The sequence below is a fragment of the Neobacillus canaveralius genome (assembly GCF_047237705.1).
GTDB classification, from domain to species: Bacteria; Bacillota; Bacilli; order Bacillales; family Cytobacillaceae; genus Neobacillus; species Neobacillus niacini_K.
In genome coordinates, this window is sequence record NZ_JBDFLL010000001.1 from 1,987,543 (window position 1) to 2,002,146 (window position 14,604).

13 protein-coding genes and 1 other RNA gene are annotated in these 14,604 nt (G+C 38.2%); 7 read left to right on the forward strand and 7 right to left on the reverse strand.

Annotation, left to right across the window (positions count from 1 at the left end; translation table 11 throughout):
* Nucleotides 1–71: 71 nt before the first annotated feature.
* From gpsB to ABC255_RS10155, 4 genes are all read left to right on the forward strand, one after another.
* Entirely contained in the window at nucleotides 72–374 is a 303-nt protein-coding gene (gene gpsB / locus ABC255_RS10140; RefSeq protein WP_412993211.1) for a cell division regulator GpsB, read from the forward strand.
* Between the two features lie 79 nt (nucleotides 375–453).
* Nucleotides 454–856: RNase P RNA component class B (gene rnpB / locus ABC255_RS10145), an RNA gene on the forward strand.
* Between the two features lie 153 nt (nucleotides 857–1,009).
* Nucleotides 1,010–2,152, forward strand: a complete 1,143-nt coding sequence (locus ABC255_RS10150) for a THUMP domain-containing class I SAM-dependent RNA methyltransferase (RefSeq protein ID WP_412993212.1) — start codon at nucleotides 1,010–1,012, stop codon at nucleotides 2,150–2,152.
* 66 nt (nucleotides 2,153–2,218) lie between these two features.
* Entirely contained in the window at nucleotides 2,219–4,144 is a 1,926-nt protein-coding gene (locus ABC255_RS10155) for an ATP-dependent DNA helicase (RefSeq protein WP_412993214.1), read from the forward strand.
* A 37-nt stretch (nucleotides 4,145–4,181) separates the two neighbouring features.
* Here ABC255_RS10155 and ABC255_RS10160 read toward each other — a convergent pair whose 3' ends face one another.
* The 5 genes from ABC255_RS10160 to ABC255_RS10180 all read right to left on the reverse strand — a co-directional run bounded on the left by ABC255_RS10160 (nucleotide 4,182) and on the right by ABC255_RS10180 (nucleotide 7,056).
* Entirely contained in the window at nucleotides 4,182–4,481 is a 300-nt protein-coding gene (locus tag ABC255_RS10160) for a metal-sulfur cluster assembly factor (protein WP_335537206.1), read from the reverse strand.
* A gap of 13 nt (nucleotides 4,482–4,494) precedes the next feature.
* A complete protein-coding gene (locus ABC255_RS10165; RefSeq protein WP_412993217.1) occupies nucleotides 4,495–5,739 on the reverse strand; it encodes a hypothetical protein in 1,245 nt (414 codons plus the stop codon).
* Between the two features lie 14 nt (nucleotides 5,740–5,753).
* Nucleotides 5,754–5,960, reverse strand: a complete 207-nt coding sequence (locus ABC255_RS10170; RefSeq protein ID WP_412993218.1) for a DUF2249 domain-containing protein — start codon at nucleotides 5,958–5,960, stop codon at nucleotides 5,754–5,756.
* A gap of 25 nt (nucleotides 5,961–5,985) precedes the next feature.
* Entirely contained in the window at nucleotides 5,986–6,219 is a 234-nt protein-coding gene (locus ABC255_RS10175; protein ID WP_412993220.1) for a DUF2249 domain-containing protein, read from the reverse strand.
* A gap of 144 nt (nucleotides 6,220–6,363) precedes the next feature.
* Nucleotides 6,364–7,056, reverse strand: coding sequence for a Crp/Fnr family transcriptional regulator (locus tag ABC255_RS10180; protein ID WP_335530937.1), 693 nt, complete (start codon nucleotides 7,054–7,056; stop codon nucleotides 6,364–6,366).
* A gap of 217 nt (nucleotides 7,057–7,273) precedes the next feature.
* Between ABC255_RS10180 and ABC255_RS10185 the strand changes: the two genes are divergently transcribed.
* The 3 genes from ABC255_RS10185 to ABC255_RS10195 all read left to right on the forward strand — a co-directional run bounded on the left by ABC255_RS10185 (nucleotide 7,274) and on the right by ABC255_RS10195 (nucleotide 12,384).
* Nucleotides 7,274–9,637 carry a nitric-oxide reductase large subunit gene (locus ABC255_RS10185; protein ID WP_412998525.1) on the forward strand — a complete coding sequence of 788 codons (2,364 nt, stop codon included), beginning with the start codon at nucleotides 7,274–7,276 and terminating at the stop codon, nucleotides 9,635–9,637.
* Between the two features lie 320 nt (nucleotides 9,638–9,957).
* Entirely contained in the window at nucleotides 9,958–11,469 is a 1,512-nt protein-coding gene (locus tag ABC255_RS10190) for a carboxypeptidase M32 (RefSeq protein ID WP_412993222.1), read from the forward strand.
* 60 nt (nucleotides 11,470–11,529) lie between these two features.
* Entirely contained in the window at nucleotides 11,530–12,384 is an 855-nt protein-coding gene (locus ABC255_RS10195) for a DMT family transporter (RefSeq protein WP_412993224.1), read from the forward strand.
* Nucleotides 12,385–12,459: 75 nt separating this feature from the next.
* Here ABC255_RS10195 and ABC255_RS10200 read toward each other — a convergent pair whose 3' ends face one another.
* Together ABC255_RS10200 and ABC255_RS10205 are read right to left on the reverse strand one after the other, a co-directional pair.
* Nucleotides 12,460–14,124, reverse strand: a complete 1,665-nt coding sequence (locus ABC255_RS10200; RefSeq protein ID WP_412993225.1) for a b(o/a)3-type cytochrome-c oxidase subunit 1 — start codon at nucleotides 14,122–14,124, stop codon at nucleotides 12,460–12,462.
* Nucleotides 14,124–14,600, reverse strand: a complete 477-nt coding sequence (locus ABC255_RS10205) for a cytochrome c oxidase subunit II (RefSeq protein ID WP_412993227.1) — start codon at nucleotides 14,598–14,600, stop codon at nucleotides 14,124–14,126. The genes ABC255_RS10200 and ABC255_RS10205 overlap by 1 nt, the downstream gene beginning before the upstream one ends.
* Nucleotides 14,601–14,604: the final 4 nt, after the last annotated feature.

The following is a 14,604-nucleotide window of genomic DNA, read 5'->3' on the forward strand; positions in this document are numbered from 1 at the left end:
CAAAACGGCTAATTTTTGAAAAAATAATAGGTAATGATTAATGATTGGCGAATGACTAGAGGTGGAATTGAATGGTGTCCGATAAAGTGAAATTAACCGCTAAGGATATTTTAGAAAAAGAATTTAAGACCGGAGTCCGAGGCTATAAACAAGAAGATGTTGATAAGTATCTAGACTTGATTATTAAGGACTATGAAATGTTCCAACAGGAACTTGAGGATCTGCAGCAGGAAAATATCCGCTTGCGTAAACAGCTGGAAGAAACATCTAGAAGACAGCCAGTAACACAGCCTGCAGGGACGACGAACTTTGATATCTTGAAGCGTTTATCGAATCTTGAAAAGCATGTTTTTGGCAATAAACTATACGATTAACAGATAGTGCCTTGATTTCCTAATTAAAACCATTGATTAATAAAACACAAATGCATATAATAAGAAAGTATCATTAATAACGTTCGGGTGATCGCTGCAAGGAGCAATTGCTCTATTGTAGAGGAAAGTCCATGCTCGCACGAGCTGAGATGCTCGTAGTGTTCGTGCCTAGCCAATTCATAAGCTAGGGCAGCCTGAGCCTTTGGCTTGGTTGACGGCCGGGAAAATACCTAAGTCCAGTAGGATATGGTATGAATACCTATAAAAGTGCCACAGTGACGGAGCCTTTTCAGAAATGAAAAGGGTGGAACGCGGTAAACCCCACGAGCGAGAAACCCAAATAATGGTAGGGGCACTTTCTCTGAGGAATTGAACGAGGAGAAGGACAGATTCACTTGAATCTGTAGATAGATGATTACCACCTAAGTACGAGGCGTGTAACGCCGTTTGCAGTACTATGGAACAGAACATGGCTTACAGAACGTTATTAATGTCAATAATGTTAATGGTATCGACTCTCCTTATGAGGAGAGTCTTTTTACTTTCTGCATGGGCTTACTGATTTTGGTCTATAATGGTATGATAGGCAAGCATACATTCATACATAATAAGGTAAAAAGTTAAGGGTGGAATAAATGGGAAAATATCAATTAATTGCAACCGCCGCAATGGGGCTAGAAGCATTAGTGGCAAAAGAAGTACGTGCTCTCGGTTATGAGTGTGAAGTGGAAAACGGCAAAGTTATTTATACTGGTGATGAAAGCGCGATTGCCCGCAGTAATATGTGGCTTCGAACAGCTGACAGAGTAAAAATAAAAGTCGGTGAATTTAAGGCTTATACTTTTGATGAATTATTTGAGAAGACAAAAGCATTGCCATGGGAAAAATACCTCCCTGAGGATGCAGAGTTCCCAGTTACCGGAAAATCAGTAAAATCAAAATTATTCAGTGTCTCCGATTGCCAGGCAATTGTAAAAAAAGCAGTTGTGGATCGAATGAAGAGTCATTATAAGCGCAGCTCATGGTTTGAAGAGACAGGTGCGTATTATCGAATAGAAGTTGCCTTGTTAAAAGATGTTGCAACGATAACGATAGATACAAGCGGTCAAGGACTCCATAAACGTGGATACCGTGTTGATCAAGGGGAAGCTCCACTAAAGGAAACTCTTGCAGCAGCCTTAGTGTCGGTAACAAATTGGAAGCCTGATAAACCATTTATTGACCCTTTCTGTGGTTCTGGTACAATTCCAATTGAAGCCGCGATGATAGGGCAAAATATTGCTCCCGGTTTTAATCGTGAATTTGTATCAGAAAGCTGGAATTGGATTCCCGGCAAGGTTTGGGATGAGGCGCGTACCGAAGCGGAGGATTTAGCAAATTATGACCAACCATTGGATATTATGGGGACTGATATTGATCATCGTATGATCAAAATCGCTCAAGAAAACTCCTTTGAGGCAGGACTTGGTGATCTTATCCAATATAAACAAATGCAAGTAAGAGATATTACAACGTTCAAAGAATATGGGGTAATTGTTGGCAATCCTCCCTATGGGGAAAGACTTGGTGAAAAACAGGCTGTTGAGCACATGTATAAGGAAATGGGACAGGCTTTTAGTAAGCTTGATACCTGGTCCATCTATATCATGACTTCCAATGAACAGTTTGAGCAATTTTATGGAAAACCAGCTACAAAAAAGCGGAAACTGTTTAATGGCTTTATTCGTACAGACCTTTATCAGTATTGGGGAAAACGACCTCCCCGTACAATTGAATAGTACTTTTTAGAACAATTGGAGCCTAGTAAAGAAGGCTCCATTTAATTCGTTTATAGGAGTGGTTATATGCAAGACCGTATTCCATTTGTAGTATCTAAAACTGAATCCTTTTATGACAAGCTGAGTGAATGGATTGGTGACTTATTTTATGATATTTTGCCAGAGGCAGGTTTTGAATTAAGAGATGAACAAATTTTTATGGCATTCCAGCTGGAAAAAGCATTTAAAGAAAAAAAGGTTATGTTTGCAGAAGCGGGAGTAGGTACCGGTAAGACAATCGTTTACTTACTTTATGCGATTATGTACGCCAGGTACACCAATAGACCTGCCATCATTGCCTGCGCGGATGAAACATTAATCGAACAGCTGGTTAAAAAAGAAGGTGACATTGCCAAGCTTGAAAAAGTACTTGGGCTCAATATCGATGTTAGATTGGCAAAATCAAGGGACCAATATCTTTGCTTAAAAAAGCTGGATTATGTTAGGCATGAAGACTTTAACGATGATATCGCTGGAATTTATGAGGAATTACCAGATTTCGTTCATAGTGATGGCTCTATGCAGAAATTTGAAAGATACGGCGACCGCCGGGATTATCCTTCATTGTCCGATGACACATGGGGGAAAATAAACTGGGACATGGTTCAGGACTGTTTTTCCTGTGAAAAAAGACACCGTTGCGGGCTCACTTTAAATCGTGATTTTTACCGTCATGCGAAGGACTTGATTATTTGCTCACATGATTTTTATATGGAGCATATTTGGACAAAAGAATCACGTAAACGGGAAGGGCAGCTGCCATTATTGCCTGATCACTCTTCTGTTGTTTTTGACGAAGGACATTTACTTGAATATGCAGCACAGAAGGCGTTAAGCTATCGTTTCACGGATTCTACACTAGAGACCTTACTAACAAGGTTAATGGAAAATGAAGTCCGTGAAAAAACGTTATATACCATTGAAGAAGCGCTTTTAGACAATGATAAATTCTTTAGTGCTATTTCGCAGCATGCTGTCCCATCAGAAGGTTCCGAAAAACAAATGATTGCCATGCATCCTTCTTTAATACAATATGGTACAACTCTGCTAAAAAGGCTCCAAGCAATCGAGGAGGAGCTTGTCTTTGAAAGTGAATTATATGTTATCAATGAATATGACTTGAAAATCGTCGAGGAATATTTGGAGCAAATCACATACTCATTATCACTTTTTCTTAAAGAAATGAACGGGATTACTTGGTTCGAAGAAAAAGGGTATGAACGAACACTTGTGATTATGCCGAAAATGGTAGAAGAAGTCATGAAAGATGAAGTATTCTCCCAAAAGAAACCGTTCATCTTTTCTTCTGCGACATTATCTAACGATAAAAAATTCGATTATATCGCAAATAGCTTGGGAATTAAAGAATATTTATCCTTTTCTGTAGATTCACCTTTTGATTACGATGAAAAAATGGAGGTATTCCTGCCGAGATTCAACCAAAACTCGTTGGAGGACAAACTCGATTATGTCATCAACAAGATTGTTCAGTCAGAAGGGCGAGCCCTTATTCTTCTAAACAACCAAAATGAATTAAAGAACCTAAAAGAAAAGCTTTCAGGGAATATCCAGTACCCGGTTTATTTTGAAGGGGATGAAGAAATAAGCACGCTTGTATCAAAGTTTCAAAATGAGGAGCACGCCATACTTTGCACTATTCATCTTTGGGAAGGTTTAGATATTCCTGGTAGATCATTAGAGAATGTTATGATTTTTTCACTGCCATTCCCGCCAAATGACCCTGTGTTTACTGCTAAGCGAAATGGTGTTAGTGACCCATTTACTGATGTAGATTTACCATATATGCTGCTGCGATTAAGACAGGGAATTGGACGATTAATTAGAAGTGAAAACGACCGAGGCAGTGTTCACATCATGCTAAATGAAAACATTGATTCAGCATTATTGCAGAAAATTAAAGATGTTCTACCGACAGAAGCAGTAGAAGTATAAGTATAAGCAAAAAGGTCAGCACAGGCTGACCTTTTTCTTATCTGCCTAATAGACGAAGTCCCTCTGCAGTCATTTTCTCAGGCGACCATGCAGGTTCCCAAACAAGATTCACTTCAACGTTTTTTGTTTCTTCGATGCCTTCAATACTATAGCGTACTCCTCTTGTAATACTGTCATGAAGAGGGCAACCAGGTGTGGTTAACGTCATTGTAACCTCTACATCTTGATCATCCGTCACCTCAACATTATAAATTAATCCTAAGTCGACAACATTAATATTCAATTCAGGATCATATACACTTTTTAAAGCTTCAACAACTTTATCTTTTAGATTCATCATAAACACCTCATTATTTTTTTAAGACTTTTAGAATACTAATTGAAATTAGGATAAATACAATGGATAAAATAAATTGCCCAATATTAAAGATTAGAATGGTTTCAAAAATGATTGACATAAATACTGCAAAAACGGCAATTACAAACAAGGAAAATAAGGGAACCACAATTTTTTCATTCATCATATCTTTTAAAGATGGAACCGATTTTTTTCCGATTTCGTTACTGTATTTATATGTCCACCACAGAAACGGAACGATTTTATATAAATATCCCATAATGCTTAGGACGATCCACAGTAATAAATATAAGTAAACGAAGGGACCCATTAGGGCAGCATTTTGCTCACTCCATAAAGCAAGGAAGGCTGCCAGATGGATGATGTTCCCTAATCCAATGGCAACTAATGCAAATGTAAATGAATGATCAAGTCTTTTCTTCAGCCTCTTTTTAATAATGATAGAGATATGCCAGCTGAAAACTGAAAAACCTGCTAGAAGTAAGAAAATTCCTGCTTTTACTAGATAATGATTCCCGTTAAAAAATGAAATGATTGTAATCATTAGACCGGAAATATAAAGTCCATATACATATCGTGCCTGCACCATTGGAAACCCGTGTGATAATGAAAACATCGGAACCATTTTATAAGAAAAACCGAAAATTAGTAGTGTAAACCAGCCTGCTACGCCCATTAAAAGATGACTTTTAAAAATGGATTGATAGTATTCTGCTGCAAACCCTGTTTGTAGTGAATAGATCAATGTAATCCCTAAGAATATCGTTATGAATAAACAAATAAGTGCACTTCCAACAAACGCTGTTAGAATATTTGGTTTTGCCTGCTTTCTAAGGGTCATAAACATTTGAAATAAAAACATTAGGATGCCCAACAGCATTAGAATTCCTGGAATCAATGCCTTTTGTGGTGAGACATATAACATCCAGGAAAATGATGCGATGCCAATGGCTGTAACAAAAAACTGGATAAAACCAAATTTCTCATTCCAAATTGGCGTTAGGAAAGCAACTGGTATTAACTGATACATCGCACCCATTGCCACCATTAGAGCCCAGCCCAAGACCAGTAAGTGGGCGGCTGACCAGATTGCTGGTATGCGAAAACTGCCATTCACAACCATTTGTCCATTTACTAGGACGAGGATTTGAGATAGTACAAGTGCTACTAAACTGAAAATAATAAATGAGAATGGAAGCTTAATATTCGTTTCACTTCCCATTGTTTGAGGAAGCATAATTTTTCACCCTCTTATCGGAAGATTTCAATTTTGAAACTTCCGTCGTTTTGTTGTTCTGTTCTCTGTTTGTAGCCAAGTTCCTCAAGCTGTTCATAAAGGAACATCGGTCTTCTATCATTAATAATCGTTAGTACTTCACCCTGACCTAACTTTTCTAAGGCGGCAAGAGTCCTCATCATCGGCTGCGGCGGTTCTAAACCTCTATTATCTAATATCATTTTTAATCACCTTTCTTACTTGCATTTAGGCATTCTTTGTAAAAGTAACCTTCCAGTGCTTTGCCTCAATTTCCTCTACTTCATGGCTAAAGCCTTTTGCCTTTAATACTGCAAACAATGGTACAGGCTTGAAAGGGGCATGAAGGATAAAAACATCATTATCTTTTACTTCTTTTATGGCTTCCATAATTTTTTGGAATGGCTCTTTTCTTTTCTTTAAATCTTCTCTAACATCAAGCTCAATAATCTTCTGTTCCATATTTTACATCTCCCTTAATGATTTCTTAATAGAGGCTCTTTTCTGTAAGAAAAGAGATTGCATAATTAGTTTCAAGCACAAAATAGTTTGTTCCACGTTAAAATCGGCTTTAGGATTTTAACAACAATCTTTACGAAAACAGCCTTAATAAAATAATTCCTGTTCCAGTGCGTCGCGGTCAATTAAATAGAATCCATCTTCGCACTGATTAATGTAGTTTTTCTTTTTTAGATGGTTAATGGTTCTGCTGACTGTTTCCCTAGAGGTGCCAATCATGTTCGCCAGCTCACGATTTGTAAATTGTGTTGTTAGCTGATACCTGCTGCCAACTTGATCACCGTTGGACTGACAAAGTCTAATAAGAAGTAATACAATTTGTTCAAAGGTATTATGGAGGACCTGCGCCTCTAACCTTCCTTGGAGGTCAACAATTTTCTCTCCCAACACCTTAAAAAGCTTGATACAGAGTTCAGGATTAGCAATTAGGGTTTCTTCAAATTTGTCTATTGGTATAACAATAAGATTTGCCTCTTCTAATACCTCTGCATGTGCGGGAAAGTTTCCTTCCCTGAAAAACCCTGCATGTGGAAACATTTCACCAGGTTCAAGTATCGACACAATTTGTTCCTTACCTGAAAAGTCTGTTTTATAGATTTTGATTTTTCCTGAATGGATAAAAAATACCCGATCAAGTGGATCATCCTGCATAAATACATACATTTTCTGTCTATAAAAGCGAGTCAATGCAATTTTAATAAAGGGCACAAGCTCACTATCCGATAATTCTTTAAATAGAGGGACATCTGATAATCTTTTTTTTATGTCCTCTTGCTTCATTAACATCACCCTCGTATGAGTAATTCTTGATTACCTTTATTTTAGCAATGTTTGAATAACAATTATGTGACCTCCATCATAGATAGCAAATTTATTGAAAATAATTCTCAGGTTGTATGTGGTGAATATCACAAGCTAAACATGAAGAGATTCACTTTGTGACTTTCTTATGAACGATAGAATACGTAAGGTAATGAAACGAGAAAGGATGACAGAAATGGAAATACAGCGGGGGACAAAAACGAACAAAGTGGTTAAGGAAAATCGAAATGCATTGTTAAAATCCATTTTGATTATTACTATATTGCTAAGTTTCACTGTTTTGTTGGTTGGCGGTTATTGGATTTTTAAGGAGCAAGCACCAAGGCCATTAGAAATAACCAATGAAACAGGGAAAGTGCTTTTTACAAAAGAGAGTATAATGGGAGGACAAGCAGTCTTCCAAAAGTATGGGTTAATGGATTATGGAACAGTTTTAGGTCATGGTTCGTATATGGGGCCAGATTATACAGCTGAATCTTTGAAGATTTATACAGAAGGAATGCAAGACTTCAAAGCCGATGAAAAATTTGGTAGTAATTTTGCTTCTTTATCTGAGGATGAGAAGTCTATCATTAAAAATAATGTTATAAAAGAAATGCGTGAAAATCGTTATGATAGTAACACAGATACAATGGAACTAACAAATGCTCAAGCCTTTGGGCTTGAAAAAGTGAGAGAATACTATAAGGAAATCTTCACCTTAGGTGATGGCTGGGGATTAAAAAAGAATTTGATCAAGGAATCAGATATGCCGGCAAATGACCGTGCCTATGTTGCTGAAGGTGATCAGATCGAACAAATTGCTGACTTCTTCTTCTGGACGGCATGGCTTTCAAGTACTGTCCGTAAAGGGGATAAAATCACTTATACAAATAACTGGCCATATTATGAAGACGCAGGTAATCATATGTCGTTCTCTGCCATCCTTTGGAGCGGTGTCAGTGTGACGTTATTAATTCTCTTTATTGGTATTATATTGTGGGTGTTCTATCGTTATCATTTAGACATGGACAAGGCATATAAGGAGGGGGATTTCCCACAAATAGACCTGAAGAAAATTCCCCTAACGCTGTCACAAGTAAAAACTGGAAAGTATTTTGTTATCGTTGTGGCATTATTCTTTGTCCAAGCTATGCTTGGTGCACTATTAGCTCACTATTATATAGAACCGGATAGTTTCTTTGGAATCAAATGGATTCATGATATTCTTCCGTTTAATATCACAAAAGGCTATCATTTGCAGCTGGCAATCTTTTGGATTGCAACGGCTTGGTTAGGAATGGGTATTTATATAGCACCGCTTGTTGGTGGCTATGAGCCAAAAAAACAAGGACTATTGGTAGATATTTTGTTCTGGGCATTAGTTGTCCTCGTTGTTGGCAGTATGATTGGCCAGTGGCTGGGTGCAAACGGTTATCTAGGAAACAATTGGTTCCTCCTTGGGCATTCTGGCTGGGAATATATTGAGTTAGGACGTTTATGGCAGATTATCTTGATAGTAGGAATGCTCATTTGGCTATTCATCGTATATCGTGGACTTAAGAGCGGCTTAAAGCGTGAGAGTGATAAAGGTGGACTCATCCATTTATTGTTCTACTCCGCAATTGCTGTACCTGCATTCTACATCTTTGCTTTATTAATCAACCCTGATACAAGCTTTACGTTTGCTGACTACTGGCGCTGGTGGATTATTCACTTATGGGTAGAAGGTATTTTTGAAGTGTTTGCAGTGGTTGTGATCGGATTCTTAATGGTTCAAATGAAGCTTGTAACTAAGAGTTCTACGGTAAAAGCACTTTATTTCCAATTAATCTTGCTATTAGGAAGCGGCGTCATCGGTATTGGACACCATTACTATTACAACGGTTCCGCAGAAATTTGGATTGCTCTTGGAGCTGTTTTCTCTGCGCTTGAGGTTATTCCCTTAACGCTCCTAATCCTAGAAGCTTACGAGCATTATAAGGTAATGAAAGATGGAGGTAATAACTTCCCTTATAAAGGTACATTCTGGTTCTTGATCTCTGTTGGTATCTGGAATTTAGTTGGAGCAGGGGTAATGGGCTTCTTAATCAATCTGCCAGCTGTAAGTTTCTTAGAGCACGGACAATTCTTAACTCCGGCACATGGACATGGCTCAATGATGGGGGTTTACGGAATGTTCGCTTGTGCGGTCCTATTATACTCATTGCGAAATATCGTTAAACCAGAAGCATGGAATGATAAATGGGTTAAAATCAGCTGTATTGCACTTAACGCAGGTCTTGCAGGGATGGTTTTTGTTTCACTGCTTCCAGTTGGACTTATTCAATTAAAAGAAGCGTATAATCATGGTTATGCCGCATCTCGTTCCGCTGAATTCCTTCAAAAGGATATTGTGCAAAGCATTTTAACATGGCGTGCAGTTCCAGATACAATTTTCTTAATTGGTGTTGTTGTGTTACTTGCATTCAGTTTGAAGGCACTCTTCAATCTTCGTAAGCCAACACATAAGGAAGAAGAGCAGCTCCCTGTGAAAGATTTAGCATTAGACGAAGACTAATCATAATGGAAAAATCCGCAAGGGCTAAGCTTGCGGATTTTTTTCTTGTTTAGATTCGTAGCATTCAAAGCAATACAACTTACCGTCGTCAGATTTTACGCCGTTAAAGAAACCTTCTAAACAATAAATCTCTTTCTTACACGAGGTGCAGTAGCCTATCAATTCTTTCATCCTTTGTTTCCCCTCCCGTCACTATTAGCAAAATCATCCTAATGTTGTTTACATTTTACAACAGAATTAATTTTCTCGTATCTTTTCATCATTAGATTTTCAGAAAAATATGATAAAATACAAATGGTTAGTAAAAAGGGGGACTTATTATGAGAATGACTCCAGAGCAAGTAGAAAAGAAGTTTTTAGAATATGTTAGGAAAATGAGTGCCTATAATGAAGCACTTGGGTTGATTTATTGGGACCTAAGGACTGGGGCTCCAAAGCAGGGAATGGATCAGCGGTCTGAAGTAATTGGCATGCTTTCGTCTGAAGTTTTTAAAATGTCTACCTCTGAAGATATGGCAGCATACATAGCAACGCTCTCGAAAAGTCAACTATCTGAAAAGACAGCAAAAATTCTTGAAGAATGTAAAAAAGAATACGAACGCAACAAAAAAATTCCTGCTGACGAATACAAGGAATATGTTATCCTCCAATCCAAAGCAGAAACTGTCTGGGAACAGGCAAAGGAACAGTCCGATTTTGGCTTGTTCAGACCTTACTTAGAAAAACTGGTTGCAACGACAAAACGTTTTATTACTTATTGGGGTCATAAAGCAAATCCATATGACGTGTTGTTGGATTTATATGAACCCGGTATGACAGTAGAAGTCCTTGACCAGGTTTTTGGAGACTTAAGAGAGAAAATTGTTCCGTTGGTCAAGCAGATAGCTGATTCTTCTAATAAACCTAAAACAGAGTCCCTGTTTAAATCCTTTAAAAAGGAGAAACAGAAGGCATTAAGTTTGGAAATCCTTGCAAAAATGGGTTATAACTTCGATGCTGGCAGACTCGACGAAACGGTGCATCCCTTCGCTACCGGCTTAAATCCGGGGGATGTCAGGGTTACAACTAATTATGATGAGCAGGATTTCCGTACAGCTGTTTTCGGAACCATTCACGAAGGCGGTCACGCATTATACGAACAAAATATCTCAAAAGACTTGATTGGTACGCCTTTATGCACGGGAACATCAATGGGTATCCATGAATCGCAATCGCTGTTCTACGAAAATATTGTCGGTCGCAGTTTTTCTTTTTGGAAAAATAACTATGAACTATTAAAGACTTATGCAACTGGTCAGTTTGATGATGTTACAATTGAAGATTTTTACCGAGCTGTAAATGAATCGAAGCCTTCGCTGATTAGAATTGAAGCAGATGAATTAACATACCCTCTCCATATCATTATTCGCTATGAAATTGAAAAAGGCCTATTTAACGGTGAAATAGAGGTGAAGGACCTTCCGAAGGTCTGGAATAAATTATATCAAGAATATCTAGGCATTACGCCCAAGAATGACGCTAAAGGTGTGCTTCAGGATGTCCACTGGGCAGGAGGGAGCTTTGGGTATTTCCCGTCGTATGCGCTGGGGTACATGTATGCTGCGCAGTTTAAAAACAAAATGCTTGAAGACCTGCCTAACTTTGACCAACTGTTAGAAGAAGGAAATTTGCTGCCGATCAAGGACTGGCTGACGAAGAATATTCACCAATATGGTAAGCAGAAAAAGCCATTAGAAATCCTTCATGATGTAACAGGGGAAGGTTTAAATGCTCAATATCTAATCGATTATTTGTATGAAAAGTATGGAAAAGTATATCAATTAAGTGAATAGAAGCTGAGGGAAGGGAAAGAACATTTCCCTTCTTCTTTATTTCATAAAGGTGTGTGTGCGATGGGGAAAATCGGTCCAATTATGATGATTGCCGTAAGTGCAGCTTTGTGGGGAATCATAGCCATTTTTGTTAGAAAGCTAGCACTTTTAGGGTTTACTTCAATGGAGATTGTTACTTTGAGGGTAATAACAGCTGTTTTATTACTTGGAATGATCGGCATAACAAAATATCCGGGACAAATAAAAATACATTTTGCTGATATTAAATACTTTATTGGAACTGGGATTTTCAGCATTGTCCTATTTAATTGGTGTTATTTTACTTCCATTAATAAATTGAGTCTATCTTTTTCTGTTATTTTACTGTACACTGCTCCAACATTTGTCGTTGTCCTTTCTTATCTATTTTTAAAGGAAAGTATGGATAGCAGAAAAATTTTCTCAGTCATTGGGACTTTGATAGGCTGTGTTTTAATTGTTGGAGTAAGTTTCAAGTATACACCATCAATGAATCTGGTTGGAATTCTAACAGGACTTGGTGCAGGCTTCGGATACGCTTTATATACTATATTCGGCAAATTTGCGTTAGCAAAATATCGACCATTCACGGTTACTTTTTATACCTTTTTAGTGGCTGCAATCCCGTTACTTCTATTTACCGACCTTTTTGAAAATAGAAATATGCTGGTTAGTGGAGAAGTCATCCTTTACGGAGTAGGTTTGGGGTTATTTCCAACAGTTATCGCTTACTTCTTATATACTAAGGGACTAGAGAAAATGGAGAGCAGTAAGGCTTCGATTATCGCGACTGTAGAGCCAGTTGCGGCTACGCTGCTAAGTGTTTTCTTATATAAAGAAAACTTTGGAATGCTGCAATTTGTTGGTACTGTCATTATTCTGTTATCGTTATTCTGATAAATATGCCGAAAGCAAACTATAAAATAAATAAAAACAAGGCTTCAGCATAAATGAAGCCTTGTTTCATGGATATTACCAGGAATTCCAAGTTTTAAATCCTGGTGATCCAGGAGGTGCATTTTGAATCATATCGATAAATGGTATAGTGTAAGCGAATAGGATTAGGGCTGCGGTAATGCCAAGCCATAATTTCCAGTTTTCAAATATCATTGGTGCTTTTTCTTCTAGATTCTCTGCTTCACCAACAGGGAATTCTTCTTCTCCTTTAGGTGCAAAGAATGCAAGGTTAACAAAGATAATAATCATTAAAATGATTCCAAGGAATAGAATTGATCCGCCAACTGCTTGTGCAATTTGGTAAGGAATCCATTCAGCTGCTTGAGCTGAATCTCCGTAAGTAGAGAAGGCTGAACGTCTAGGACCGCCTAGAAGTCCTTGGAAGTGCATAGCACCTGACATAAACGCCATTCCGATGAACCAAACCCAACCTTGAATAATTCCTAATTTGTTCATTGCTTTCGTTAATTTTCGACCAGTTAAGTGTGGTACCAACCAATAAGAGATACCAAAGAACGTTAACACAACTGAGGTTGCAGCAGTTAAGTGGAAATGGCCAGTTACCCAAATTGTGTTATGAACGACTTGGTTCATTTGGTTGGAAGCATTGATTATACCTCCGGCTCCAGCAGGGATAAAACTTGCCATTCCGATAAATGGAACGGTAAAACGAGCGTCATTCCAAGGTAAAACCTTAAACCAGCCAAAAAGTCCTGTGGCACCTTTAGAACGGCCAAATCTCTCAAAGGTTGCGAATAAAGAAAATGCCGTCATCAATGATGGAATAATAACCATAAAAGTAAGAACAACCTGTAAAAATTTCCACGCTGGATCAATACCGGGTTCCATTAGTTGATGGTGGAAACCGACTGGAATTGAGAAAAGTAAAAATAAAATAAAGGACAGACGTGCTAAAGAATCTGAGAATATTTTTCCGCCAATAATTTTTGGAACGATCGCATACCAGCACATATAGGCTGGAAGTAACCAGAAATACACGAGCGGGTGTCCGAAATACCAGAACAAGGTACGGCTAATTAACACATCGACAGTGTCAACTAAGCCGAGTGACCATGGAAGTAACTGGAATAAAACAGTTGACGCGACACCTAATGTAGCTACAATCCAAAGCACTGTATTAATCACAGCCATAAAACTTAACAGTGGGCTTGGTTTACCTGGGTTTTCCTTGCGCCATTTTGCATAAGTCATAATTTGGGCTGCTCCGTCAAGCCAGCTTCCAACCACCACGAATGTCATCCCTACGTAGAAAATCCAATGGGCTTTTAATGGTGCATAGAACGTATAAAGAACAGAAGCCTCTTTCAATAAAACCATGGTCGCAGCCATGAGTGTTCCAACTGTCATTACCCAAAAGCCAATCCAGCCGATCCGACGTGCTGCTGGTGAGTGAGTACCTGCTGTACGGCTGACAGCAGCATATTGAAATCCCATAATAAAGAATGTTGTTAAAACAAGACCCATTAAAACACCATGTACGGTTAAAATTTGATAATAATCAATACCCCATGGAAGCTCAAAACTACCAGAGCGGACAAGGGTTTGCAGTAATCCCATTAGACCGCCTAAAGCTAATGCGATAAAGGCAACATAAAAGTGTGCCATCGCAAGCTTTCCATCACGTGGATCAACTTTTAATTTTGCTGTTTGGCTGCTCATTATTTAACCACCTTTATCTTTGAACTCATTAAGTGGTGACCCGTACCGCAATACTCATTACAAACCACTAAGTATTCGCCTTCTTTATCGAAGGTTGTAACAAATTCGTTTACATAACCTGGTTCTAGCATCATATTTATATTCGTGCCAGCTACTTGGAACCCATGGACAACGTCTTTGGTTGTCGCAATAACTTTTACTTTTGCTCCAAGTGGAACTTCCACTTCGCCAGGATTGTAGAAGAAAGCCGAAGCAACATACACTAATTCATAGTCCCATTCTTTTCCTTCAACCTTGTTTAATCCAGGTTTATCGAATGGAGCCTCCGTATCAACTTTTTTTGGATCAATCGTAGTTAAGCAGCTAGGCGGCTTGTTCCCTAAATAAAAAGCGCTTACACCTACAACTGATAAGAAAACCACTAGTGCGCCTATACCGAATATAAGCCAAATTTTTTCAAACTTATGCATATGCATGGTT